Raw genomic sequence first — 26,637 nt, 5'->3', positions numbered from 1 at the left:
ATATACCGCGAGAGTTCCCGCCACAAACAACGGGACCACCGGGTCAGCCTCACAAGCAAAACCACGACCAATGCAGCGGCAGAGCCAGTTACTGGCGGCGGCGATCTCGGTAGCGGTATTGTGTGCCTGCAGTCAGCAGCCCCAGCAACCTGGCGCGCAGGGTCCGATCGCGGCCCCAGCGATCCAAGCGGGCGATGCCAACCACAGCAGCGACGATCAGGGCGGCGCCAATCAAGGAGACCGCGAAACCACGGACCGTGAACAAAGCGGCAGCGCGGTAAGCGCCACGTCTGCAACAGCGCAGCCCGATAAAAATGACGCGAAGGAAAAGCTCAAACCGTTTCCCATCGAAACCTTTTACACCCTGCTGGTGGCGGAAGTGGCAGGCAACCGCGAGCAGTACGATCTGGCGCTGGCCAATTACTATTTCCAGGCAGAGCGCACCAAGGATGCCGGCGTCGCTGCCCGCGCCACCCGCATCGCGCGTTTCCTGAACGCCCGCCGCGCTGCACTGCGCTCCGCACAGCTGTGGGTAGAACTGGAACCGGACAATGCGGAAGCCCAGCTCGCCGCCACTGCCGAGCTGACCTTGGCGGGTGAGTTGGACAACGCCATGCACCACGCGGAGCAGGCACTGGTGCTCGGCGGTGACGCGCCGCTGCAGTCCGTCGCCGCCACCGTGGTCGACAACGAGGAACTGGCGGCAAAGGTACTGCCCGAGTTCCAGCGTCTGTCGCAGAAATTCCCCGACAATCACGAAGTATCCCTGGCGCTCGCCATGGTGCTGCGTGCCAACAAAAAAAACGAAGAGGCCCTGCGTATCACTCGCGTTGTGCAGGAACAGGATCCGGCGCTGCTGGATGCCCCACTGCTGGAATCCCACATCCTGATCGACATGGGGCGCGAAAAAGAAGCGCGCAAGCTGCTGGAAAATCTTGTCAGCCTTTACCCGAAAGAGAGCCGCCTGCGCCTGCAGTATGCGCGCTTGCTGATTCGCGACGACCTGGAGCTGGCACAACAGCAATTCATCGAGCTGGTAAAGCAGCGCCCCAACGATGGCAACCTGCTGCTGTCATTGGCGTTGATCCAGTACGAAACCAAACAATTTGATAAAGCCAAGCCACTGCTGGAAAAGTTGCTGGCGATGGAGGAACACGAATCTGCGGCACACTTTTATCTTGCAGGTATTGCCGAGCAGACCGGCGATATAAAACAGGCCGTTACCCACTACCGCATGGTGCGTCCGGGTAGCGACTATGTGCAGGCCATCACCCACGGCACGGCATTACTCACCGCCAGCGGCAATCTTGCAGAAACCCAACAGTGGTTTGAAGAATTGCGCCAGCGCCATCCCGGACAGCAGGAGCAGTTTTACCTGCTGCAGACAGAACTCCTGACCAAACATGGGCATCTCAAGGAGGCCCAGTCCCTGCTGGCTAATGCCATTAGTATCAACGAGGACAACAACCGCCTGATTTATGCCCATGCCATGGCCAGTGAACAACTGGGTGATATCGCAAACTTTGAACTGAGTTTGCGCAAACTGTTGTCCCGCGACCCGGATAATGCGAATCTGCTGAACACGTTGGGTTACAAACTGCTGTCCTACGACGACCGCCTCAATGAAGCAATGGTACTGATCACCAAAGCGCTGGATTTGAGCCCGGACGATCCCGCCATTATCGACAGCATGGGGTGGGCACAACATCGTCTCGGCAATCACAGCGAAGCGGTGAAATACCTGCAACGTGCACTGTCGCTGCTCCAGGATCATGAGATCGCCGCACACTTGGGTGAAGCCCTGTGGGCACTGGGTGAGCGCCAGCAGGCAATGCAGGTTTGGGAGCAGGGATTGCAATTGAACCCGGAAAGCAAACTCATTCCAGAGGCCATGCAACGGCTGCAGGATCAACAAAGACTGGAACAGCATGTTACGGAAAGCTGAAGTTCTCTCTCTGTCCCGATTGTCACCACGGAATCATTACGCACAAAAATTACTGGCCGCACTGTTGTTGCTGACGGTCGCGGCCTGCAGTTCACAGAAACCACAACCCCAGCAATCCCCCGCACAAACTGCGCAGGCGCAGTCCGCCGCCGCACTACAACGGTGGGAAGTCACAGGTAAACTCGGCGTCCGTTCACCGAAGGAAAACGGCAGCGCCAACCTCATCTGGCAACAGGCCAGCGGCAACTACCGCATCCACCTCAGCGGCCCGCTGGGCGCCGGGGCCACGATGATCAGCGGATCCCCCACCGGGGTCAGCCTGCAGCGCGGCAATGATCCGGCGGTCTTTGCCTCCAACCCCGCGCAACTGACCGAGGAAATCATGGGCTGGCCACTGCCGGTTTCGGAAATGTTTTACTGGGTGCGCGGACTTGTCGCCCCCGGCGCGGTGAGCGGCGAGCAAAGAAATACCCAGGGGCAGCTGCAGAGATTGCAGCAGGCGGGATGGCAACTTGAATTCAGCGGCTATCAGGCCGTGGGCCCCTACCAGCTGCCCACCCGTATCAAGGCGGCCACTCACCAGGAGGCGGGGCCGGTAAGCGTGACCATGGTGATCAAGGAGTGGGAGCCGAAATAAACCACGCTTCCTCTCAGCGCTACCCAAGCGCATTCCCTTTCGGTATTCGCAAACCCGGGCGACTGTTACTATGGCCGCCCGTTTTGCAGCCGAAGCGCCCCCAGCAACACAATGAACGCCCCCGCTCCTCACGAAACCCTGACCCTGAGCGCTCCCGCCAAACTGAACCTGATGCTGCGGATTCTTGGCCGCCGGGCCGACGGTTATCACGAGTTGCAGACGGTCTTTCAGCTGCTGGACTACGGCGACACCTTGACTTTTACCGCCACTGACGGCGACACCGTCGATCTGGATTGCCCGGGCGTAGACGTCGCCCCGCAACACAATCTAATTTACCGCGCAGCGCAACTGATCAAACACACCTGCGACAACAAAACCCTGGGCGCACGCATTTCGGTAAAAAAAATCCTTCCCGCCGGCGGCGGCGTGGGTGGCGGCAGCAGCGATGCGGCGACAACTCTGCTGGGATTGAATGCTCTCTGGCGCTGTGGGTTAGACATCGACACCCTCGCTGAACTTGGCCGACAACTGGGGGCCGATGTACCGGTATTCGTTCGCGGCCACTCCGCTTTTGCCGAAGGTGTCGGCGAATGCCTGACCCCCGTATCCATCGCACCCCACTGGTATCTGGTAGTCGTGCCCGACTGCCACGTGAGCACCGGAAAATTATTTTCCGATCCGCGTTTGACAAGAGATTCCGCCGCAATTACATTAGCGGCCCTTCGCGACAGGCGGCTGGACACACTCTGGCTCGATGAATATTCGGGCAATGATTTTCAGCCACTGGTCGAGAACCTCTACCCGGAAGTGCGCCGCGCCAGACAATGGCTTACACAGCACGGACAGGCTTTTCTGACGGGAACCGGCGCCTGCGTGTTTGCCGGCTTCGAATCAGAAACGGCAGCACAAAAAGTGCTTGCGGAGCGGCCCACGGGCCTGAGAGGTTTTGTTGCCGAGGGCGTGGATATATCACCCACCTACCGGCAACTCGCGAAATTTGCAGCATCGGTCCAGACGGATTAGCTGCAGCATTGCAGGGGCGTAGCCAAGCGGTAAGGCAGCGGGTTTTGATCCCGTCATGCGAAGGTTCGAATCCTTCCGCCCCTGCCATATTTTCAGATTGGCAGTAAATTTAGCGAAAGCAGAGCAGCCTGAAAGGTTCGAGCCGGAGCTGGCAATGCCAGCGGAGACCAGCGAGACGCAGGCGAAGCTAATCCTTCCGCCCCTGCCATTTCCTTTTTTTAGCATCCCACCCCATCCGGGACGCTTACGGAGCCTCCGGCCCCGCCGGAACAAATTGGCAGCTCGCCACAAATCAAAACTTGCATCCAATGGTCGCCCAATGAAACGGCATCACACTATCCTGCAAGCAGTTCCCGCTCCGCAACTCACCTGAATTTCACTACTATCTTCTACTACCAACGAAAAAGGTACTCGCAGTGGCTGACTTAATGGTCTTCACCGGCAACGCAAACCCGGAACTGGCACAAAAGATTGTTGACCATATGGCGATTCCGCTGGGAGAAGCAGTGGTCAAGCGCTTCTCCGATGGCGAGATCGCGGTTGAGATCACCGACAACGTGCGCGGCCGCGATGTGTTCGTGGTGCAGTCCACCTGCCAGCCCACCAACCGCAACCTGATGGAACTGATCCTGCTGGTTGACGCACTGCGCCGCGCCTCTGCCGGCCGCATCACTGCCGTGGTGCCCTACTTCGGCTACGCCCGCCAGGACCGCCGCGTTCGCTCCCAGCGCGTACCTATTTCTGCCAAGGTGGTTGCCGACATGATGGTGAGCGTTGGTATCGACCGCGTTCTGACCGTTGACCTGCACGCCGAGCAGATCCAGGGCTTCTTTGATGTGCCGGTAGACAACGTCTACGGCTCTTCCGTACTGCTGGACGATATCGAGCGCCAGAAATATGAAAACCTGGTGGTGGTATCCCCGGATATCGGCGGCGTGGTGCGCGCGCGCGCGGTGGCGAAGAGCCTGGATTGCGACCTGGCGATCATCGACAAGCGCCGCCCCGCGGCGAATGTGGCCGAAGTGATGAACATCATCGGCGAGATCAGCGGCCGCACCTGCCTGCTGGTGGACGACATGGTGGATACCGCCGGCACCCTGTGCAATGCGGCCAACGCCCTGAAAGAGCACGGCGCCATGAAGGTGGTGGCCTACTGTACCCACCCGGTACTCTCCGGCAAGGCGATCGAAAACCTGAACAACTCCGTCCTCGATGAACTGGTAGTCACCGACTCCATTCCGCTGGGCGACAAGATGGAAAAAGCGCCGAAAATTCGCCAACTGACCCTGTCCGCCATGCTGGCCGAATCCATGCGCCGCATCAGCAACGAAGAATCCTTGTCGGCGATGTTCCGCTCCTGACATTGCGCCCCTGAGGCTTAAGCGGCCGCCTTTTAGCGCTGGCAATCCCCGGCGCTTCCCCTTAGAATACGCGCCCGCCCGGCACTGCCGGGCGTTTACTATTGGGCCTATCAATAGATTTTGCCCATTTTATAGCAATCCCAGAGGGTTCCGGTCGCAGGTCCTTCTGGACAGACAACCCGAGGTTTACCCCATGTCTGAATTCAAATTGAACGCCAACGTCCGCAACGACGAAGGGAAAGGTGCGAGCCGCCGCCTGCGTCGTGAGGAATCCAAAGTTCCGGCCATCGTTTACGGTGGCAACGCCGAGCCGCAAAACATCGCTCTGCTGCAGAAAGACATGTTCAAGGCTCTGGAAAACGAAGCTGTTTTCTCCTCCGTTCTGACCCTGAACGTAGACGGCAAGGAAGAGACCGTGATCCTGCGCGACCTGCAGCGTCACCCGGCCAAAGCCATCCTGCTGCACATTGACTTCCAGCGCGTTTCCGCCGACACCAAAGTTCACGTGAAAGTGCCTGTTCACTTCCTGAACGAAGACAAGTGCAAAGGCGTTAAGGCCGGCGGCATCGTTTCCCACACCCTGACCGAACTGGAAGTAAGCGCTCCTGCTGCCAAGCTGCCCGAGTTCATCGAAGTGGACCTGGCCAACCTGGAACTGGATGGCAACATCCACATCTCCGACATCAAACTGCCGGCTGGCGTTGAGTCTGTAGACCTGTCCCACGGTGCTGACCACGACCTGCTCGTTGCTTCCGTGCACAAACCGCGCGGCGCTATCGAAGCTGCTGCAGCGGAAGGCGAAGAGTCCGGCGAGTAATCCCGTCGGCAACGATTAAGGTAACAGTACCTTGAGCAAGGCTCCGGACACGCCTATCCAGTTAATCGTGGGCCTGGGTAACCCAGGCCCCGAATACGACCGGACGCGGCACAATGCCGGGGCCGACTTTGTCGCCGAGCTGGCCCGTATCCACGGTGCCCAGCTCGCGCCAGACAGCAAATATCACGGTATCTCCGGCCGTGTGCGGATCGGCGGCCAGGAAATCCGCCTGCTGATTCCAACCACCTATATGAATCGCAGCGGCCAGGCAGTGGGCCCGTTGGCGAATTTCTTCAAGATCCCCGCCGAGGCCATTCTGGTCGCTCACGATGAGCTGGACCTCCCTTGCGGCACCGTGCGCCTGAAAAGTGGCGGCGGACACGGGGGACACAATGGCCTGCGCGATATCATCTCTGCGCTCGGCAACAATCGCGATTTCATGCGCCTGCGCCTCGGCATCGACCACCCGGGCAGCGCCCGCGATGTGGCCAATTATGTTTTGCAGCGCGCGCCCCGCACCGAACAGGATCAACTGGCCGAGGCCATCGACCGCGCGGTGGATGTCATGCCCACCGCTGCCAGTGGCGACTGGAACGGGGCAATGAAGACACTGCACACCAGCGCCAAATAACAGCTTTCCCTTTTAAAATGGCGGTGCACCTACCGGCACCCCAAACCACCACAGGATTCAGACCATGGGTTTTACTTGCGGCATCGTCGGCCTGCCCAACGTGGGCAAATCCACCCTGTTCAATGCCCTGACCAAAGCGGGCATCGACGCGGAGAATTTCCCGTTCTGCACCATCGAGCCTAATGCGGGTATTGTGCCGGTACCGGACCCGCGCCTCGACAAGCTGGCGGAGATCGTCAAGCCGCAGAAAGTGATCCCCACCACCATGGAATTCACCGATATCGCCGGTCTCGTAGCCGGTGCCTCCAAGGGTGAAGGCCTCGGCAACAAGTTCCTCGCCAACATCCGCGAGACCGACGCCATTGCCCACGTGGTGCGCTGCTTCGAAAACGACAATGTGATCCACGTGGCCAACCGTGTACACCCGGTGGCAGATATCGAGGTGATCAACACCGAACTGGCATTGGCAGACCTGGATACCGTGGAGAAGGCACTGCAGCGCTACAGCCGCGCCGCCAAGGGCCAGGACAAGCAAGCCATCCGCATGAAAGCGCTGCTGGAGAAGATCCAGCCGCACCTGAACGAAGCCAAGCCGCTGCGCTCTTTCGGCCTGAGCAGTGAAGAACTGGCCGATCTGCGCGAGCTGAGCCTGCTCACCATCAAGCCCACCATGTATATCGCCAACGTGGATGAAGACGGCTTCGAGAACAACCCGCACCTGGATGCAGTGGCCGCCATCGCCGCACAAGAAAATGCCGTATTGGTACCCATCTGCAACAAGCTGGAATCCGAAATCGCCGAACTGGACGACGACGAGAAACTGGAATTCCTGGAAGGCCTGGGAATGGAAGAGCCCGGTCTTAACCGCGTAATCCGCGCCGGCTACCAACTGCTCGGCCTGCACACCTACTTCACCGCGGGTGTGAAGGAAGTGCGCGCCTGGACCATCCCCCAGGGCGCTACCGCACCGCAGGCGGCGGGCAAGATCCACACGGATTTCGAAAAGGGCTTCATTCGTGCGGAAGTGATCAGCTACAACGATTTTGTCGCCCACAAGGGCGAGGCTGGCGCCAAAGAGGCCGGCAAATGGCGCCTGGAAGGCAAAGAATACGTGGTGGTAGACGGCGACGTGGTGCACTTCCGCTTCAACGTCTGATCCCCGATTCCTTCCTCTTCGGCCCGAACCCGGGCCTGCTGCGCAGGGCTCCCAAAGAGCCCTGCGCAAGCCAAGGCGAATTCCGCCAGCAAATTTTGCGGCACCTCCGTCGTCACCAGACTTCACACTTACGTCTTCACGACTAGGCCTTTACAACAACACCACAGGTTGTCATGTACCCATCCAACTGGAGAGTCGGCCTGCCCCTTGCGCTGACCACCGCATTTTTGTGGGCTCTGCTGCCCATCGCCATGAAGGGCCTGATCGCCGACATGGACTCCACCACCATCACCTGGTACCGCTTTTTTGGCGCAGCACTGTTTGCCGTCGCCTATTACAGCTGGAAGCGGGAGCTGGAACTCGGGCAACTCTTTCGCGGCAAACTGCTGCCTTACACGATACTGGCAGTGGGCGGGCTACTCGCGAACTATATCGCCTACGCCACCGGCCTCAATTACATTACCGCAGGAGCGCTGCAGGTACTCATTCAACTCGCGCCCCTGTTACTGCTGGTATTCAGCGTAATCTGGCTGGGAGAGCGATTCTCACCGCGACAGTGGACAGGAGTGCTTCTGGTCTGCATTGGTTTTTCGCTGTTTTTCAACCTGCGCATCCAGGAGCTGGTCAGCGGTGAGGATCGCCAGTACCTGTACGGCGTCGGGCTCGTGGTATTTGCCGCGCTGACCTGGGCGGTTTACGGCCTGTTCCAGAAAAAGATCGTGGCCCAGTCCCGCCCCCACAACCTGCTCACACTGATCTACATCGCCGGCACCCTGTGCTTCCTGCCGGTGGCCAAACCCGCTGTCGCCCTCCAGCTGGACACTCTGGGCTGGGGCCTGCTGCTGTTTCTCACCGCAAACACCCTGATTGCCTACGGCGCCTTCGCCAAGGCCATGGCCTCCTGGGAGGCGTCCCGGGTCAGTGCCACCCTGGCCCTGATTCCCCTGATGACACTGGCCCTCAGCAGCGTTATCAGCGCCCTGTGGCCCGATTACATAGAGGTGGAACCGATGAACTGGATCAGCTGGCTGGGTGCGTTTACCGTGGTCCTGGGCTCATTGCTGGCTGCTATCGGTCGCGGCCGCTGATTGGCGCCGAAAATACCCAGCGCGCGCTAAGCCACTGATTAATTTAGTAAAAATAGTGTTGACACACCCAATCCATCTCCCTATTATTCGCGGCCTCGGTTAGCCGAGTTTGTTTGTGGCAAGGTAGCTCAGCTGGTTAGAGCGCAGCACTCATAATGCTGAGGTCGCGAGTTCAAGTCTCGCCCTTGCTACCACTTTACTTCTGCGAGACAGCGCTCGCAGCAGCCTTACAGGGGCGTAGCCAAGCGGTAAGGCAGCGGGTTTTGATCCCGTCATGCGAAGGTTCGAATCCTTCCGCCCCTGCCATATATAGAGAAGGCGATCCTTTGCGGGATCGCCTTTTTTATTTCCGACTCTTGCGCCTGCGCCCAGCGGCAAACAATTCCCCTTCCCCAGGATTTCTTAACATCCCCCCGCTACGCCATTTGATCCCGTGTATAGGCGGGGGCACCATGCACCTCTGTATCGCCGGCACGAATACGCGCTCTGCGCAGCCCCAGCGAACGCAGCAATTCGAAACCACCAAGACAAAAGAGCACCGAGAGCAAGGCCACTACGGTGCCAGCCACGCCCAACAGCTGCCACTCGGAGGCACAGGTCCACACAAACTGCACGACGCACAGCAGCGCCACCACAAGCAGGGTCGGCGTGCGCCCCACCAGCGCAACCACGAACACCCCCAGGGGTGCCCCCAGGGCGACCACAGGCGCTGCGGCCAGCCAGTTACCGAACACCCCCGGCTGCCAGTCACCCGCGAGAGTTTTCACTACTACACCCACTACGGATGAAAACGCCATGATCACAACCGATGTGGGAATTGCCACCTTCAGGTCCACACGGCTCAACAACACCAGCGCCGCATAGACCACCATGTCGATTCCGACCCCGGTTACCGACACCACAGCAAAGCCAGCCACAGCTCCCAACATCAGCCCCACCCGAAAATCTTTCGGGCAGCGCGGATCCCCCCCATGCTCGTGGGAGGTAATTTCCCGCAGGCGGTACAGGTGCAAAACCCCGAAACTGCCCCAGATCACGGCAAACACCAGCTTTACCCATAGTTCCGGCACCAGTGGCGCAAAAAACAGGATACCCAAAGGCGTCGCAAACAGGCTGCCGAGCAAAGCGCCGCGGAGCATGGCCCACGCCAGCAGTTGGCGCCTGCAAAAAATAAAGATGCTGGCACTGACCATGCCAATGGACTGCACCGCAAAACTGAAATCCCGGCCGAGACTTGCCGGCATATCGAAAAGAAGTACGAGAATGGGAAAACCGACGGTACCGCCGCCCATTGGGGTGGAACCCGCGGCGTAACTGCCAAACGCCATGGAGGCTGCCATGGGCCAGTGCTCGACGACTACCGGCCATAAGCTCGCACCCACCACATACAAGGCCCAACAACCGTAAAAGCCACACAACCAGATCAGCCAGAGGGCATATCGCGCCATCAAGTGCTTCATGGAAACCACTCAACCTCGAGCTTTGGCGTGTACGGTCCGAAGAAATTCCTCGTGATCCATAGTTCCGGATTTTGCCCTGCTCAGAAGCTGGGAAAAACGCGAGAAAATCGCGCCAACTTCATTCTCTGACATTGCAAAACGCGGTGACGGATAATGCTGCATCCCATACAGGACGTAGCGATAATTGGTATCGGTAAAAATACTCGCATAGCTGCCGGCAAAATCCTGATATTCACAGATTTTACGTTTCCAAAGAGGGAGCTTGGATTTCAGCCAGGCACACCCATCCAGTGAAGCAGGTGCTCCCCGCCAAAAATCACTGTCGTCCCGATTGGATAAGCAGTAGTGAAGCACTATGAATTGTTTGAGATCCTGATAAAAGCCGCGCATTTTCTCGTTATAGGAATCGCGTAACTCAGCGCTGCCATCGTCCCCAGCCAAATGCGTCGCCAGCTGACCAACCCCGAGGTGAATCATATGCAAGCCTGTGGATTCCAGGGGTTCAATAAATCCGCCCGACAACCCTATCGCTACGCAATTTCCAACCCAGGCACTCTGTCGGCAGCCGACGTTCATATCCAGATGTGAGCATTTGATTACACTGGACTCAGCACCCAGGAACGCCCTTAGCTCGCTTTCCGCTTCTTCGGGCGACAGTCGCTCGCTGTCGTAGACATATCCACTTCCCTGCCGGTTCACCAGGTCAATTTGCCAAGCCCAGCCACTGGAAAGCGCTGTAGCCACGGTAAATGGGCGAGGCGTTTCACCCTCCGGTAAATCTCGCTGAATCGCCACAGCCTTGTCGCACGGAAGAACATCCCGGAAAGATATCCAGTTATCCCTCTGTAACTTTTCTATCAAAAGCCCACGAAACCCGGTGCAATCAATAAAAAAGTCACCGGCAATGCGCCCCTGATCCGTGTCCACCGATAGAATTTTCCCGGAAACGACGTCCACATCGGTAACTGTCGCTTCTATATGTCGAACGCCCTGTTCAACCGCTTTGCGCCGCAGAAACCGCGCCAATAGCGTTGCATCCAGGTGGTATCCATAAGGAGCTACAGCCTGATATTGAGGTGAAGAAATGTTTTTTGGGCAATGTCCCCACTTGATCAAGTGGGAGTTGAGACTCACACCCTCGTCGTAACGCTCCCTCGCATGACGCTCACCAACAAACCAAGCGCTAGAAATATCTACGGAACCACCAGGCTGCTGCTGGTCAAATGGATGAAAATATTCATGGACTTCACCATCGACAGGCTTCATCCAATTACGGAACATGATGCCAGACTTTATGGTCGCGTTGGTCTCCGCCATCAGTTCGGCTTCATCAAGCCCCATTGCCCCAAAGAAAAAACGAATACTGTGGACGGTTGCCTCACCAACACCAATGATCCCTATATCAGGGCTCTCGATGACATTGATATGAAAGTTTTGCGCCTCTCGATTGAAATAGCGATTCAAGTAGATTGCGGTCATCCAACCGGCGCTACCCCCACCTACAACATTCAATACTTTCATGGCGTGAGACTGCATAACGTTCTAAATTTTTTGCAAACCGTACATTTTTATTTTATCAATCAAGGCACGATGGCCGGGTAGCCTACCGAGCAACTGATCGGAAAAATTCGCTATTTCTTTTATTCTGCCCAAGGCATCCGGCATTGTCGGGTAACGCCCGGAAACCATAGGATTGATATCTGTTTTAAATTCCATGCCGTACAGAACGTATTGGTAATTTGCCAGATTGAATATTTCCAATTTGCTCGGAAACTCATACGCGCTGGGAGGTTGAAATTTCCACAACTGCAGCTTTTCTTGCAGTGTCTCTGGAATTGACGACTCCAGGCAATTGTCGACCCAAAAAGGGTGATCCCTGCGCTGGCTTATACAGTAATGTAACTTGATGAAGTCAATTACGCGATCCCAGGCGTACTGAACGGCTCGATTAAATTGTCGGGCCACAATAGGCATCACCGAGCGAGAGGCAGGAAAAGTGTCTGCCAACATCCGCGCGGTTGCGTCGTAAACCAATATTCCTGTGGCCTCTAATGGCTCCACAAAGCCCTGAGACAGGCCAATAGCCACACAGTTGTTTTTCCAGTAGGTTTCCCTGTGCCCAACGCGCATGGGGATTTTCCGGACGTTTAACTTTCCAGCATCATCCCCCAGATACTGACGAAATACGGTTTCAGCGCGATCATGGTCCGTATGGGCACTGGAATATACATAGCCCGTGCCACGTCTTTCCGATAGACCGATATCCCAGGTCCAGCCGCTTTCCTGAGCTGTCGATATAGTAAAACTCGGGATCGGCGTATCTTTTTCGGCATACGGCAGTTGAGCGGCCAATGCGTGATCTGCAAAGAGAATGTGGCGTTTGTCGACAAACCGTACCCCCATGGACTCGCCAAGCAGCAATGCGGCGAACCCGGTACAGTCTACAAACAGATCCGCCTCTATCTTTTCCCCGGCTACAGTAGAGACAGAAACGATATCGCCAGAATCGTCACGACTGACTTGCTGCACGTCCGCAAGCACATGCCGCACACCAAGCCTTTCCACACCATGACGGGTTAACAGCCTGGCGAACTTCGCAGCGTCTAAGTGATAGGCATAGCTCACGATACCTTCGTATTCAGGCACCGTCATATCTTTTGGGCCAAGCCCCCTATCGCAGATCACTCCCTGTACGGACACGGCATCAACGTAACTGCGATCACTATCCATTTGCAGCCAACGCGAGGTCAGATCGCCCACGCGGCAATCGGGATAGTCAAAAACATGGTGATAAAACTCTGGACCAGGAGATCCAGAAGGGCGAACCCAGTGCGCAAATTTTATGCCCTGCTTGAACGTGACGTCACATTCACGCACAAACTCGGTTTCACTAATTCCGAGGTAACGGAGTGATTCCCTAATGGCAGGAACAGTGCCTTCACCGACACCAATAGTGGGGATATTTTCAGACTCTACCAGTGTTACTTGAACACCAGCAGACGAAGACGCGCCAAGTTTTTTGGCAAGGTGGCACGCCGACAACCAGCCAGCTGTGCCACCCCCGACTACCAAAACACGCTTGATTTGATCACCGCAATCGATAGTCATAATAACGGACAGGATTCAACGATCAGGCACCAGCCTGCATTTTGGCCAGACGGGAAAACTGATGCATGGAGCCCAGCTGCGCGTACAGCGGAGCAAGGAAACCACGCTTACGGAAATCCGCGAAGTCTTCTTCGCTCATTTCACCCAGCTTCTTCTCATCCACCATGTAGATGCCGCTCAGGTTGATCTTTTCCTCACCAGCGTTGATAGCAACGTTCTGGGTGGTCAGCAGATCTTTCTCGGCCAAAATGGTGATGAAGGCCTTGGTCATCTGGTCGCTTTCCAGGTAACCAACCAGGGCTTCCTTCTTGGCCTTCAGGTACTCGGTTTCTTCACCAGCGTCGGTGAACAGGGCATTGCCCTCTTCCTCACCCACAACAGGGCTGTTTTCAATCAGGCCCACCATCAGGCGGTCCTTGTTCTCACCCGCGGGTGCGAGGACAAAAGGATGATTGCGTACGGCGCCAGGAACGAAAACACCTTTCCACTTTTCGCCATCAACGAACAGGTTTTCGCCTACTTTCAGGCCCAGCAGTGCAACAGATTGGAACTGACCAGTCTCAGAATTCTTGACAAAAACGATCGGGTATTCTGCACCCAGACTAGCAAATTCATGCGCAGTAACGGGCAGCATGTGTGCGTTCTTGACGTGCTCAAAGGTCCCCAGCTCACGAACTTTCAGTTTGCCGTGAACATCACTACGCAATGGAACGATTTTTGGGGCTTCTACTGTGGCCATACAACACCTTATTTAATTTGAAGTTATTCTAGAGAAACCCGCCTAGTATATTTTTCATACGAAAAAAGGGAAGCAAAAACTTCCCTTTTTCCGGTACATCACGCAATCATTTCGCTATCAGAACTTGTAAGAAGCTCCAATGTTGATGCGACGCGCAGTTTCGTACTCATACAGCGGGAAGCCGGAGGTAAAACCAGTTCCGGGTGCCGGTTCAGCGTTGTTACCAATCTGAACAGACTCTTCCGCCAGCAGGTTATTCACGTCGAGCTTAACATCCAGGTTTTCGGTTGCATACCAAACCGCACTCAGATCCAGACTTCCGAAGTCGTCGTGCAGGCGGTTACCGTAAGAACCGGACTCGCGGATCATGTACTCACTACGCCAGTTGTAGGCGATACGGGCGGAGAACATGTTGTTCTCATAGTAACCGGTCAAGTTGTACACGTTCTCGGAGCTATCGCTCAGGAACGGGTTACCATCGGTGAAGGTTGCCTTGTCGGTGTCGGTGTCGGTCCAGGTGTAGTTCACAATTGCACCAAAGCCGTTACCGAAGTCTTGCTGGTAGCCCAGTTCGATACCGGTAATGTCCGCGCTTTGGCCGTTGTCTTTTTCCTGAACCAGCCAGCCGAAGGCCGCTTCACTCTCGGGCAGCTCAAACGGAATCTCACTAGCGGCAGCACTGTACTCACTGATAGTTACAAAGTTGCTTACGTCTTTGTAGAAAACACCAGCGGAAACCAGAGAACCTTCAGCGAAGTAGTATTCAACACCAAGATCGAATTGATTGGCGAGGAACGGCTCCAGGCCGATGTTACCAACAACCCAATACTGGTTGTTATCGATTTCGTCGTTCGCACCAATGGGGCTCGGGTTAACGTACATATCCACATACTGCGGACGTGCCATTACCTTCGCAGCCGCCGCACGCACGATAACATCGTCACTCAGGCTGTATGCCAGGTTGAAGCTCGGCAGAGCGACAGAGTAATCCGCATCAGTTTCGGTTCTTACGCCGTCGATGTAGTAGGTAGAAGTCGCATCGGTAGTTACATAACGAACACCGAAGTTACCGCGTGCATCACCGAGCTCGTAGGTCGCCATTACATAGATTGAAGAGTTGGTCTCGTCAATCTCACTGTAGGAACCCAGGTCCTCTACTTTTCCGGTAATGGATGACTTCGCCCAGGCTTTCAGAGCGTCGTCGTCCAGTTTCGGGATCTCATAGTTTCCAGCACCGGCTTCAATAGTGCCGTTCAGGATGCCATCGGTGGAGATTACCGGATTGAAATCGTCCGCTTGAGTGAACACGAAGCGACGGCTGGTCGAATTATGGTCAGCAGTTTTGATACCAGTCTTGATAGAGTTAACCGCACCAAACTCAACGTCAAACTCAAGGTCTGCCTGGAAGTAAGCTTCTTCGTCGGTCTTGGGAGTCGCGTTGAAATTCGCACCGGTACCCATTGCCAGTGAACCCGGGTCGTAACTACCGAGGTCGAAACCATTCAGATCCCAAGTCTGGCCGCCATTCATAAAGTCGTAAGAGGCACCATCCAGGGCAAAGCCGCCAGAGCCATCGTCGACAACCATTTCGAAGTCGGTACCACCGGTGGAGGTTGTGGAGCCAGCCTGGAAGCTCAGCTCGTAGCCTTCGCCAGTGTAAGCTACAGACAGGTCGACAACGTCGGAGTTCATGGTCGCTTCGCGCGGACGAGCCTGCAGGTAAGCTACGTTGAGCGGCCCGCGTGCAGTGGTTCCATTGATCTGATCTTCCGGATCAACGTCAACACCACACCATCCACAGTTGCCCTGAGTCAGCCACAGCGCGTAGTTGGTGTTATCCGCTTCCATTTTCATATCGATAGCGTTCAGGACGATATCGAGGTTTTCAGTCGGCTGGTACTGGAAGGTGGCGTTAATGGCAGAGCGCTTACGCTCCTGCTCGAACGCTACGGGGCCGGCGCCCCACTCCCAAAATGCTTCACTACCCTGACGCTGCAACAGACGCTCTTGAGATACTGCAGAAACCAGAACACCGAAGGTTTCAGAATCATTTTTCCAGCTCGCAAGACCAGAGAATTGCGGGTCAGTGGAGTCGGAATCAGACTGCTGGGAGGCTTCAACGGAAGCGCGCAGAGTCAGGGCATCCAGCTCCAGCGGCTTGCGGGTGTTGATAATGACGGTACCACCTACGCCACCCTCGGCGAGGTCAGCCTGAGAGGCCTTGTAAACTTCAATGTCACCAACCAGTTCAGAGGGCAGCAGTTCATAGTTGAAGCTGCGCTTCGCGGGTTCCAGAACGAACCAGCCGGTAGACGCAACATTCTGGCCATTCAGGGTGGTCAGAGTCAGGTCGTTACCAGCACCACGAATAGAAACGGCCGCACCCTCGCCGAACTGGCGCTGGATGGTCACACCGGGCACGCGCTGCAGAGATTCTGCAACGTTTTTGTCCGGGAATTTGCCGATATCCTCTGAAGAGATCGCGTCGACAATAGAATATGAGTCACGCTTGGTACTGAGAGCGTCCTGCAAGGAACCACGAATACCGGTAACGGTAATCTCCTCCAGGGCTGCTTCCTGAGCAACTGCCAGCGGAGCCACGAGGCTACCACCCAGTACAGCTGCGCTGATCGAGAGAGCGAGTTTGTTGCGCTTAAGCATCGATTTCCCCTTCCTTTTTTATAGATATAAAGGTTTGGTTAGAAACTTTTTATTCACCTTGTACCGCCAAATGATAGCGCTGTCATTCAGTTTTATGATAGCGCTGTCATTCTCACGATCGACAATACACACAATGGGAGGAAAAAGCTACAACGCGAAAGGGAAAATATCTGGGTATTTTGCGGGATTTCGCTGCCGCAACCTGTCTTAAGTGACAGATCACAGAGAAAACATTCGGATATTTGACGCCGGAAAGGATAAAAATTGTACAACCTTTCCGGATAACAAGTTTGGAAACTCTTCTTATTACAGGCTCCGCCATGCCCCGAAACAACACTCCCGGCCAAGGCCGGGAGTGTTGTTCATTAGTTGGGAAGCAGAGATTACTCGATCTCCTTAATCCGCATGGAACTGGTGCCGCCGCCCATGTTCAGGCGCTCCCCCTGCGTGATCAGGATTCGCTGGCCCTTCTGCAGTTCGATACGGGAACCGAGCACTTCGATGATGGCGTCGGTCAGGTGGCCCAGGGGTACGGAGGCAGGATCGAACTCGATGGGATCGACACCGCGCAGCAGTACCAGCTGGCGCGCCACCTGTGAATGCCGGGTCAGGGCATAGATCGGCAACTGGGTGGTAGCGCGGGACATGATGCGCGGCGTGCGGCCGGACTCGGTCAGCGCGGCTACGGCACACAGGTTCTCCACACGCGCGGCGGATTCGATCGCCGCCTGGGCGATCACGGTGTCGATGCTCTCGGAACCGGAACGCGCCGGAGCAGGACGCGTGGTAGAGCCGAGGTACTGCTCGGCACCCACGACGATCTGCGCCATGGACTCCACCGCAGCGACCGGGAAATCACCGGCGGCAGTTTCGGCGGACAGCATCACCGCATCCGTACCGTCCAGCACGGCATTGGCCACATCCATGACTTCCGCACGCGTCGGCGTCGGGTTGGTGATCATCGACTCCATCATCTGGGTCGCAGTGATCACACCGCGATTCAATGCATTTGCGCGATTGATCAGTTTTTTCTGCACGCCCACCAGCGCGGCATCGCCGATCTCCACACCCAGGTCACCGCGGGCAACCATGATGACATCTGACGCGAGGATGATATCGTCCATCTGCTCGTCGTTTTCTACCGCTTCGGCGCGCTCAACCTTGGCCACGATAGCGGCATTGCTTCCGGCTTCACGCATCGCCTTGCGGGCAATTTCCAGATCTTCCCCACTGCGCGGGAAACTCACCGCCAGGAAATCCACATCCAACTCTGCAGCGAGCTTGATGTCTTCGTAATCTTTTTCCGTCAGCGCCGGTGCAGACAAACCTCCGCCCAGCAGGTTGATGCCTTTGTTGTTAGACAGTTTGCCGCCCTGCAGTACACGACAGAACAGTTTGCTGTTGGTACCGCCGGTTACCTCCAGGCGAATCTTGCCGTCGTCCAGCAGCAGGATATTGCCCGGTTTGCAGTCCGCGATCAGTGACGGGTAATCGACGCCCACGCGCTGCTGGTTCCCCCCCTCTTTCGGGCAATCTGCGTCGAGGGTGAACTCGGCATTGTTCTCGAGAAAAATACTGCCTGCGGCAAAACGGGCGATGCGGATTTTCGGGCCCTGCAGGTCACCGAGAATGGCTACCAGCCTATTCTGTTCGGCAGAAGCGCGGCGCACTTCTGACACACGCTTGCGGTGGTCGTCGGCACTGCCGTGGGAAAAATTCAGACGCACGACGTTCACGCCGGCGCGGATAATCTCGTCAATAACACGCGGCTTGTCGGTACCCGGGCCGAGTGTGGCAACAATTTTTGTATGGCGAATCATGTCTGCGGTATTCGTTGTTCGATTGGATGTGAGACGTATTTGTTCTTATTGCAGTCTGCAACGACTGCGCTAGCGAAGTACTAAATTCAGAAACCGGAGCGGGCATTGCGCCCGCTCTGATGGGATGGCATTTCTGTCATCAAGTTACATTACAGACCCTGGGCTTTCGCCATAGCCAGGCTGGTGTCGAGCATACGGTGGGAGAAGCCCCACTCGTTGTCATACCAGGCCATTACCTTGACCAAATTGCCATTCACACGAGTGTGGTTGGCGTCAAAGTGGCTGGATGCGGTGGTGTGGTTGAAGTCCACAGAAACCAGCGGCTGGTCACAGAAAGACAGTACACCGCCTTTGATGGTGCCCGCCGCATCGGCCATGATCGCGTTGATTTCTTCCGCGGTGGTATCGCGACCGGCAATAAACTGGCAATCCACCAGAGAAACATTGTTCACCGGTACACGTACCGCCATGCCGTCCAGCTTGCCCTGCAGCTCCGGCAGTACCAGACCTACCGCGGCCGCAGCGCCGGTCTTGGTGGGGATCATGTTGTCGGCGGCAGCGCGTGCACGGTAGATATCCTTGTGTACCGCATCCTGGGTGTTCTGGTCATTGGTGTAAGCGTGCACCGTCGTCATGAAACCACGCTCGATGCCGATCGCATCGTTCAGCACCTTGGCAACCGGCGCCAGGCAGTTGGTGGTACAAGACGCGTTGGATACCACTTTGTGTTCCGCGGTGAGTTTGTTGTCATTCACACCGTAGACCACCGTCAGGTCAGCGTCTTTGGACGGTGCGGAAATCAGTACCGCCTTGGCTCCAGCCTGCATGTGCTGGGAGGCTGCGGCTTTATCGGTGAACAGACCGGTGCACTCCAGCACCAGATCCACATTCAGTTCGCCCCAGGGCAGATTCGCCGGGTTGCGCTCCTGGCAAACCTTGATGGTGTCGCCGCCGATAACCAGGTTTTCCCCATCGACCGAAACTTCGGTATTGAAGCGGCCATGAACGGTGTCAAAGCGGGTCAGGTGCGCATTGGCTTCCACCGGCGCCAGATCGTTGATAGCAACCAGCTGGATGCGGTCGTTGTACCCGGATTCATAAATCGCACGGGTTACGTTGCGACCGATGCGTCCATATCCGTTGATAGCAATTCTGAGTTTCATATCGCTACACCCTATGTGTCTTGAAGATTATGAATTTTTGTATGCAGCGTCGGGTGTACTCCCCCCCGGCACGCTGTCGCCCTGACTTCTCAAATAAATCGATTGCCGGAAGGCATTAACCCTTCAGCAGGGAGGCTTCTCTGGCCAGACGGGTAATCTCCGCCCAGTTTTTCTCCGCCACCAGTTTCGGGGCTGCCATCCATGAGCCGCCTACACAAACCACATTGGAAAGTGACAGGTAATCTTTGGCATTGCTCGGGCTGACCCCGCCGGTGGGGCAAAATTTCACCTGCGCCAGCGGACCACCGATGGATTTCAGCATGGGTACGCCACCGGCGGCTTCCGCGGGGAAAAACTTCTGGTAGCGATAGCCACGCTCCAGCAGGCGCATCACTTCGGACGGGTTTGCCGCACCCGGCAGCAGCGGTACGGATACAGCGTCGGCTGCATCCAGCAGCGCCTCGGTGGCACCGGGGCTTACCATGAAGGTCGCTCCCGCATCCACGGAGCGACGAATATCTGCAGCGCTCAATACGGTGCCTGTACCAACATGGGCGTCCGGCAGGTGCTTGGCGATTTCTTCCACTGCCGCCAGCGCCGCCTCGGTACGCAAGGTAACTTCGAGGACGTTCAGACCGCCTTCAACCAGCGCCTGTGCCAGAGGCAGCGCTTCGCTGACATTGTCGATCACCAGTACCGGAACTACGCCGGCTTGTTCCAAAACGGGTACGAGAGACTCTTGCATCGCAAATTCCTAAAACTCTAAATATCCAAATTATTCACTGACATATTTGCCCAGCTCCCTCTGAGCGCCCAATCAGGGCGCCCAATAAACAGTGACCGGCTTCAGTCTCTGCTTGAGGATGCTGCGCACCGGCATTTCGTTCTCGTCATCACCCAGCAGTGCTTCGCGATAGACTTTGAGTTTTTCTTCACCGGTAATCAGCAGTTTGATTTCTTTCGCTTGTAATATGGCGGCAAGCGTGAGTGTCATACGCTCTGTATGCACACCGGTCACGGTACTCTGTTTGGCGGTGATGGCCTTGCACAGTTTTTCTGATGCAGGATCAAGAGCCTCTGCGAGACCGTCCGCATGCGGAAAAAATGAAGCCGTGTGGCCGTCGTTGCCCATTCCCAGCACACACACATCAAACGGACGCGGCAGCTCTTGATAGGCACGCTCGCAATCCACTTCACCTTCAGCCGGCGTCGCCGCAGCATTTTTCATCCCCAGACACGGCGCCTTGGCGGCCTCATTTTGCAGCAAGCTGTTGGCGATGAACGCGAGGTTGCTCCCCGCCTCATCCTTCTCCACCCAGCGCTCATCCACCAGCGCCACATTGACCTGTTGCCAGGGCAGCGGGCGCCGGGACAGTTCGCGGTAAACCGGCTCCGGGGAACTGCCACCGCTGACCAGAAACGTCGCATGCCCGTTGGCCTTGATACCCGCGTGCAATGCCGCCGCACATTCGTTCGCCAGCGCCAGGGTCAGCTTTTCCCTGTCTGCAAAAAATTTTTCTTCGACCATGTCTTGAGACCGTTTGTTACTTGTAACCATTTACCGCTGAACTTCTTTCCGCCGACCTTCGGTCAGAGGTTGAACGCCAGGGGTCAGGGGTTGAACCAGTGGTGCCCGTTTTCCGCCAGCAGCTGGTTGGAAGCCTGGGGCCCCCACGTACCTGCGCGATACAGCTGCGGCAGGTTGTTGGTGTCGCGCCAGTGGTCGATGATCGGGTCAACCCAGGCCCAGGCAGCGGCCACTTCCTCGCGATGAATAAACAGCGCGGAATTATTCGCTGCGGCGTCCAGCATCAGTCGCTTGTAGGCGTCACTTTTGAAGCTGTCGTAGGTATCAGACAGCGTCAGGTTCAGCTCGACCGGTTGCAGTTCCATGGTGAGGCTGTCCATTTTTTTCGCCATCAGTACCAGTTTGATACTCTCTTCCGGCTGCAGGCGAATCACCAGGCGGTTCGGCAGAACGTCACCGGCTTCCGGCTGGTAAACGCTGTGGGATACTTTCTGATACTGGATCACGATTTCCGCGCAGCGTTTTTCCATGCGCTTGCCGGTGCGCAGATAGAAAGGCACACCAGTCCAGCGCCAGTTGTCGATATGCGCACGAATGGCAACAAACGTTTCGGTGGTGCTGTTGGGCGCCTTCAGCTCTTCCAGGTAACCGGGCACCAGTTCCTTGCCCAGACCGCCAGCAACGTACTGGCCGCGCACGATATTTTTGTCGACGTCCTTACCCACCAGCGGACGCAGCGCCTCCAGCACCTTGATTTTTTCCGAGCGGATATTGCGCGCGGACATGCTGTTGGGCGATTCCATTGTGATCAGGCACAGCAGCTGCAGCAGGTGGTTCTGCACCATGTCCCGCATTGCACCGGTGTCGTCGTAGAAGCCGGCGCGGCCTTCGAGGCCGACGGTTTCAGAAATACTGATCTGGATATGGTCAATGGTTTTCGCATCCCACAGGCGCTCGAACAGCACATTGCTGAAACGCAGTGCCAGCAGGTTCTGGACCGTTTCCTTACCCAGGTAGTGGTCGATACGGAAAATGCTCTCCTCCGGGAAATACTCGGCAATCTTGCTGTTGATTTCATCGGAGGTTTTGGCGTTGTATCCCAGTGGCTTTTCCACCACCACGCGGGAGTTTTCGTGGATCAGTCCCTTGATCGAAAGGTTTTCACAGCAGGGACCGAATACCGCCGGCGGAATGGCCAGGTAAAACAGGCGCGTACGCGAGGTGTCGTCGCCGAGCAGGTCGATCAGCAGGTTCCACTGGTCGTCGGGCTTGGAAATATCCAGGGCCACAGCGCGCAACATGGTGCTGAATTCTTTCCAGCTTTTTTCGTTGTATTCGCCATCGCGCAGATGGGTCTTAAGTGCGTGCTGGGCGGTTTTGGTATAGGAATCCGCTTCTTCCTGACGGCGCACCACCGGGAAGAAGCGCGTATCCGAATTCAGGCCGCCTTCGATAAAGGCGCGGTACAGTGCGGGAATCAATTTGCGCAGTGACAGATCTCCGCCGCCACCGAACAGTACCATGTCAAATGCATTAGCCATCGTGATTGCTCTCAAACTATTGCGTGGGCTCACGATTCAATCATGGCCCGCTGAGTTCAGTTAAAAAAGAATGCTTGCACCGGTTTCCGCGCCGCTCGCGAGCTTGCGCATATTGGTGAACAGATCGCGGCCCATGCCGATGGCATTGCCGGACAAATCGCATTCTGCCAGCGGCCGCGCCGCCAGTTCTTCATCACTTACATGGACTTTGAGAACGCCGGCTTCCGCATCCAACTCGATGAGGTCGCCATTCTGGATTTTTGCAATCACTCCGCCCTCGAGCGCTTCGGGAGAAAGGTGAATTGCCGCCGGCACCTTGCCGGATGCGCCGGACATACGGCCATCGGTGACCAGCGCCACCTTGAAACCGCGGTCCTGCAACACACCGAGCGACGGTGTCAGCTTGTGCAGTTCCGGCATGCCATTGGCCTGAGGCCCCTGGAAACGCACCACCGCAACAAAATCTTTTTCCAGCTCGCCGGCCTTAAAGGCGGCAAGCATGTCGTCCTGGCTGTTGAACACCACCGCCGGGGCTGTCACTTTCAGCTGCGGGGTTTTCAGCGCAGACACCTTGATGACACTGTTGCCCAGATTGCCGGTCAGCAACTGCAGGCCACCGTGGCCGGAGAAAGGATCGCTGGCGGGGCGGATCACATCCGGATTGCCGGATTCTGCCGCAGTCGGGCGCCACACCAGACCGTCCCTGTCTTCGTTCAGGAACGGATCGTAGGTGTAGGGCTCGAGGCCGGAATCACCGAGCACCGTATTTACATCGCCGTGCAGCAGCCCTGCGCCCAGCAGTTCGCGGATCAGGAACTGCATACCGCCGGCGGCGGCGAAGTGGTTGATGTCCGCAGTACCGTTCGGATACACGTGGCACAGCAGCGGTACAACCTGGGACAGTTCCGCCATGTCCTGCCAGGTGATCTGGATACCGGCGGCGCGCGCCATGGCGATCAGGTGCATGGTGTGATTGGTGGAGCCACCGGTGGCGTGCAAGCCGACAATGCCGTTGACGAAGGCTTTTTCGGTGAGAATTTTTGCAATCGGGGCGTAGTTGCTCGGCTCACTGATCTGCACCAGCTGCTTTACCGCGGCCTTGTTCAACGCATCGCGCAGCTCCGTGCCCGGGTTTACAAAAGAGCTGCCCGGCAGCTGCAGGCCCATGATTTCCACCAGCATCTGGTTGCTGTTGGCGGTACCGTAAAAGGTGCAGGTGCCGGCGCTGTGATAGGAGGCGCTCTCCGCTTCCAGCAGCTCCTTGCGCCCTACCTTGCCCTCGGCATAGAGCTGGCGAACGCGCACTTTTTCCGCGTTGGCGAGGCCAGTTGGCATTGGGCCAGCAGGAATAAATACCGCAGGAAGATGACCGAACGACAGCGCGCCGATGACCAGCCCGGGGACGATCTTGTCGCAGATACCGAGGTACATACCGCCGTCAAACATATCGTGCGACAGGGAAATGGCAGTGGCCATGGCGATCACATCGCGGGAAAACAGTGACAACTCCATGCCCGGCTGCCCCTGGGTGACACCGTCACACATGGCAGGTACACCGCCGGCCACCTGCGCAGTGGCGCCATTGCGAAGGGCTTCCGCCTTGAGCATTTCCGGATAGACACCGTAGGGCTGGTGTGCCGACAGCATGTCGTTGTAGGAATTGATGATGGCCAGGTTTGGCCCCTGGCCAGAGGCGATCAGGTTTTTGTCATGATCGCTGGAGGCCGCCATGGCGTGCGCCAGGTTGCCGCAGGCCAGTTTGTGACGCGCGCGCCCCTTGCCCTGGGCGCGCTCAACCTGTGCCAGGTAGTTGGCCCGTGTCTCTTCGCTGCGGCGGATAATCCGGTCGGTAACCGCCTGTATCTGACTGTTTACCACTGCTTTGTTTGCCATTTGCCTAACTCTTCGTTTTTTTATCAGCTCGCCCCACGCTGCTGTCATGACAGCAGTTAAGCCTGTTCTCCAGCAGGCTCAGCCACCTCGACTTCAGGCAGCTCCGCGGGCGTAACCGCGCCAGTTATCCGGCGGTAGTATTCGATCAGTTGGACCGTGGAACCGTCTTCTCCCTCCAACGCCCCGGAAGCCAGTTTTGGCTCGAGTTTGTTGGCCAGACCTTTCCCCAGCTCCACTCCCCACTGATCAAAGGAATAAATCTGTAGAACCACACCCTGGGCGAAAATCTTGTGCTCGTAGAGTGCGATCAGCGCTCCCAGTGACCGGGGGCTCAACTCCTTCAAGAGTATTGTGTTACTTGGCTTTCCACCCCTGTGTACCTTGAATGGGGTGAGCCTTTTTATTTCTTCCTGCGACAGCCCTTTGGCCGACAGTTCACGGGCCACAGACTCGGCATCCACTCCGTTCATCAGCGCCTGGCTCTGGGCGAACATGTTCGCCAGCAGAATCTCGTGGTGACCATCGAGTTCATGGCCCGGCGTCACGCTGCCGATGAAATCGGCCGGGACCACTTGCGGGCTCTGGTGCAGATACTGGTAAAACGCATGCTGCCCGTTGATGCCCGTCTGCCCCCAGATCAGGGGTCCGGTTGGGTACCCCACATCAGCGCCAGAGCGACTGACAGATTTACCGTTACTCTCCATGTCCGCCTGCTGCAGGTAAGCGGGCAGCATGTGCAGTGCCTGCTCGTAGGGCAGTACCGCGTGGGCCGGATAACCCATAAAGGTGCAGTACCACACGCTCAGCAGCGCCATGATCACCGGCGCGTTTGCTTCCAGCGGCGCCTCGCGAAAGTGCCTGTCCATACTCGCCGCGCCATCCAGCAGTGCGCGGAAATTCTCGAATCCGCAGGCGATGGCGATAGGCAGGCCGATACTGGACCAGAGGGAAAAACGTCCTCCCACCCAGTCCCAAAAGCGAAATACCCGCTCCGGTAACACACCGAACTTTTGCGCCGCCTCCGGACTTGCGGTCACCGCGACAAACTGTTTCCCCAGCAGTGTCTCTGCGGACGCTTCGGGCGCCGCCCGCTGCAACCACTTGAGGGCGCTGCGGGCATTGGTCATCGTCTCGCTGGTGGTAAATGTCTTCGACGAAACGATGAATAAGGTCGATTCGGCATCCAGGCCGGCCAGCACGTCCGTGAGCTGGGCTCCATCCACATTGGATACAAAATGCACTGCGACATCGCCCTTCCGGTGGGCACGCAGTGCTTCGATGGCGGTCTGCGGCCCCAGATGGGAGCCACCGACGCCGAGATTGACCACATCGGTAATCCGTTTACCACTGTAGCCAGTCAGGTCGCCATTATGTAGTAAAACTACAAACTCTTTCAAGCGCCCCAGTTCGGCGCTTACCACACTTGTGACGGATACCCCGCCTATCTCGACATCCTCCGCCAAGCCACCGCGCAGCGCGGGATGCAGCACAGGACGCCCCTCCGTCGCGTTGATCGGCTTGCCGGCAAAAAAGTCCTCGCGCCACTGCTCAAGGCCGGCCTCGCGGGCCAGATGCAATAGATCCACCAGCACCCGTCGGTCGAGCTGGTTTTTGGAGTAGTCCAGCAAGAACTCCGGCAATTCCAGCGAAAAATCGCTAGCTCTTGCGGGATCTTCTGCAAAAAAATCCGCGAGCCGATGTTTTTTCATCTCCAGTGCGCGCGCCTGAAGCTGTTTCCAGATGGCGGATTGTGAGATGGAAGAGTGGAATTGTGCGTCTTGCATGATGAGCCCCCAGAAATGGGCGCCGGCCGTGGCCTGGCGGGCGCCAGTTATTCTTGTTAAGTGTTTTTGTGCGTATATTTGCAGCCACCCATACACGTATCCGGGTCCCCAGCCACAAATGACAACGCTGTCAAATTGACACCAGCGTCACATAGATGCCGTAGACTGTCAATCCAGTTTGTAGTTTTCCTCCAAAAAGCGGTATTGGGGCTCGGGGAAGGGATTAAATGCAGTGAAACTGGGGCGAACAACCTGAGATTGGCGGTTAAACGCCGCGAAAGT

Annotated in this window: 20 protein-coding genes and 3 tRNA genes; 11 read left to right on the top strand and 12 right to left on the bottom strand. The window is 56.8% G+C overall.

What is annotated here, in order from left to right; genetic code table 11:
• The first annotated feature begins 70 nt into the window (after positions 1–70).
• The 11 genes from R5R33_RS14275 to R5R33_RS14225 all read left to right on the top strand — a co-directional run bounded on the left by R5R33_RS14275 (position 71) and on the right by R5R33_RS14225 (position 8,964).
• Positions 71–1,945 (top strand): tetratricopeptide repeat protein, encoded by a 1,875-nt coding sequence (locus R5R33_RS14275; RefSeq protein WP_318953371.1) that lies wholly within the window; start codon positions 71–73, stop codon positions 1,943–1,945.
• Positions 1,929–2,582, top strand: coding sequence for a lipoprotein insertase outer membrane protein LolB (lolB, locus tag R5R33_RS14270; protein WP_318953370.1), 654 nt, complete (start codon positions 1,929–1,931; stop codon positions 2,580–2,582). Before R5R33_RS14275 ends, lolB begins: the two co-directional genes overlap by 17 nt.
• Positions 2,583–2,693: 111 nt before the next feature.
• Positions 2,694–3,605: a 4-(cytidine 5'-diphospho)-2-C-methyl-D-erythritol kinase gene (gene ispE, locus R5R33_RS14265; protein WP_318953369.1), complete on the top strand. Its 912-nt coding sequence runs from the start codon at positions 2,694–2,696 to the stop codon at positions 3,603–3,605.
• A 12-nt stretch (positions 3,606–3,617) separates the two neighbouring features.
• Positions 3,618–3,692, top strand: a tRNA-Gln gene (locus R5R33_RS14260).
• Between the two features lie 341 nt (positions 3,693–4,033).
• Positions 4,034–4,966, top strand: a complete 933-nt coding sequence (locus R5R33_RS14255) for a ribose-phosphate pyrophosphokinase (protein ID WP_318955742.1) — start codon at positions 4,034–4,036, stop codon at positions 4,964–4,966.
• 193 nt (positions 4,967–5,159) lie between these two features.
• On the top strand, positions 5,160–5,783 hold the full coding sequence (locus R5R33_RS14250; RefSeq protein WP_318953368.1) for a 50S ribosomal protein L25/general stress protein Ctc: 624 nt from the start codon (positions 5,160–5,162) through the stop codon (positions 5,781–5,783).
• Between the two features lie 31 nt (positions 5,784–5,814).
• Complete coding sequence (gene pth, locus R5R33_RS14245) at positions 5,815–6,414, top strand: aminoacyl-tRNA hydrolase (protein ID WP_318953367.1); 600 nt, start codon at positions 5,815–5,817, stop codon at positions 6,412–6,414.
• A 64-nt stretch (positions 6,415–6,478) separates the two neighbouring features.
• On the top strand, positions 6,479–7,570 hold the full coding sequence (ychF, locus tag R5R33_RS14240; protein ID WP_318953366.1) for a redox-regulated ATPase YchF: 1,092 nt from the start codon (positions 6,479–6,481) through the stop codon (positions 7,568–7,570).
• Between the two features lie 173 nt (positions 7,571–7,743).
• Positions 7,744–8,658 (top strand): DMT family transporter, encoded by a 915-nt coding sequence (locus R5R33_RS14235; protein ID WP_318953365.1) that lies wholly within the window; start codon positions 7,744–7,746, stop codon positions 8,656–8,658.
• Positions 8,659–8,775: 117 nt separating this feature from the next.
• Positions 8,776–8,852: transfer RNA gene (locus R5R33_RS14230), tRNA-Met, on the top strand.
• 37 nt (positions 8,853–8,889) lie between these two features.
• Positions 8,890–8,964 (top strand) — tRNA-Gln (locus tag R5R33_RS14225).
• Positions 8,965–9,074: 110 nt separating this feature from the next.
• Here R5R33_RS14225 and R5R33_RS14220 read toward each other — a convergent pair.
• From R5R33_RS14220 to pgi, 12 genes are all read right to left on the bottom strand, one after another.
• Positions 9,075–10,118: a sulfite exporter TauE/SafE family protein gene (locus tag R5R33_RS14220; RefSeq protein WP_318953364.1), complete on the bottom strand. Its 1,044-nt coding sequence runs from the start codon at positions 10,116–10,118 to the stop codon at positions 9,075–9,077.
• Between the two features lie 9 nt (positions 10,119–10,127).
• Entirely contained in the window at positions 10,128–11,639 is a 1,512-nt protein-coding gene (locus R5R33_RS14215) for a tryptophan halogenase family protein (protein WP_318953363.1), read from the bottom strand.
• 21 nt (positions 11,640–11,660) lie between these two features.
• Complete coding sequence (locus tag R5R33_RS14210) at positions 11,661–13,226, bottom strand: tryptophan halogenase family protein (RefSeq protein WP_318953362.1); 1,566 nt, start codon at positions 13,224–13,226, stop codon at positions 11,661–11,663.
• Positions 13,227–13,248: 22 nt separating this feature from the next.
• Complete coding sequence (locus tag R5R33_RS14205; protein ID WP_318953361.1) at positions 13,249–13,965, bottom strand: SapC family protein; 717 nt, start codon at positions 13,963–13,965, stop codon at positions 13,249–13,251.
• 117 nt (positions 13,966–14,082) lie between these two features.
• Positions 14,083–16,626, bottom strand: a complete 2,544-nt coding sequence (locus R5R33_RS14200) for a TonB-dependent receptor (RefSeq protein WP_318953360.1) — start codon at positions 16,624–16,626, stop codon at positions 14,083–14,085.
• Positions 16,627–17,009: 383 nt separating this feature from the next.
• Entirely contained in the window at positions 17,010–18,446 is a 1,437-nt protein-coding gene (pyk, locus tag R5R33_RS14195) for a pyruvate kinase (protein ID WP_318953359.1), read from the bottom strand.
• 149 nt (positions 18,447–18,595) lie between these two features.
• A complete protein-coding gene (gene gap / locus R5R33_RS14190) occupies positions 18,596–19,609 on the bottom strand; it encodes a type I glyceraldehyde-3-phosphate dehydrogenase (protein ID WP_318953358.1) in 1,014 nt (337 codons plus the stop codon).
• A gap of 115 nt (positions 19,610–19,724) precedes the next feature.
• Complete coding sequence (locus R5R33_RS14185; RefSeq protein WP_318953357.1) at positions 19,725–20,354, bottom strand: bifunctional 4-hydroxy-2-oxoglutarate aldolase/2-dehydro-3-deoxy-phosphogluconate aldolase; 630 nt, start codon at positions 20,352–20,354, stop codon at positions 19,725–19,727.
• 72 nt (positions 20,355–20,426) lie between these two features.
• Positions 20,427–21,137: a 6-phosphogluconolactonase gene (gene pgl, locus R5R33_RS14180; RefSeq protein WP_318953356.1), complete on the bottom strand. Its 711-nt coding sequence runs from the start codon at positions 21,135–21,137 to the stop codon at positions 20,427–20,429.
• A gap of 83 nt (positions 21,138–21,220) precedes the next feature.
• Entirely contained in the window at positions 21,221–22,678 is a 1,458-nt protein-coding gene (gene zwf, locus R5R33_RS14175; RefSeq protein WP_318953355.1) for a glucose-6-phosphate dehydrogenase, read from the bottom strand.
• 60 nt (positions 22,679–22,738) lie between these two features.
• Positions 22,739–24,571 (bottom strand): phosphogluconate dehydratase, encoded by a 1,833-nt coding sequence (edd, locus tag R5R33_RS14170; RefSeq protein ID WP_318953354.1) that lies wholly within the window; start codon positions 24,569–24,571, stop codon positions 22,739–22,741.
• 56 nt (positions 24,572–24,627) lie between these two features.
• Positions 24,628–26,355: a glucose-6-phosphate isomerase gene (gene pgi, locus R5R33_RS14165; protein ID WP_318953353.1), complete on the bottom strand. Its 1,728-nt coding sequence runs from the start codon at positions 26,353–26,355 to the stop codon at positions 24,628–24,630.
• Positions 26,356–26,637 lie beyond the last annotated feature (282 nt).

This window comes from Microbulbifer pacificus, assembly GCF_033723955.1.
Taxonomy (GTDB): Bacteria; Pseudomonadota; Gammaproteobacteria; order Pseudomonadales; family Cellvibrionaceae; genus Microbulbifer; species Microbulbifer pacificus.
The sequence above is the reverse complement of the archived record's forward strand: the minus strand, read 5'-3'. Positions and strand labels throughout refer to the sequence as shown.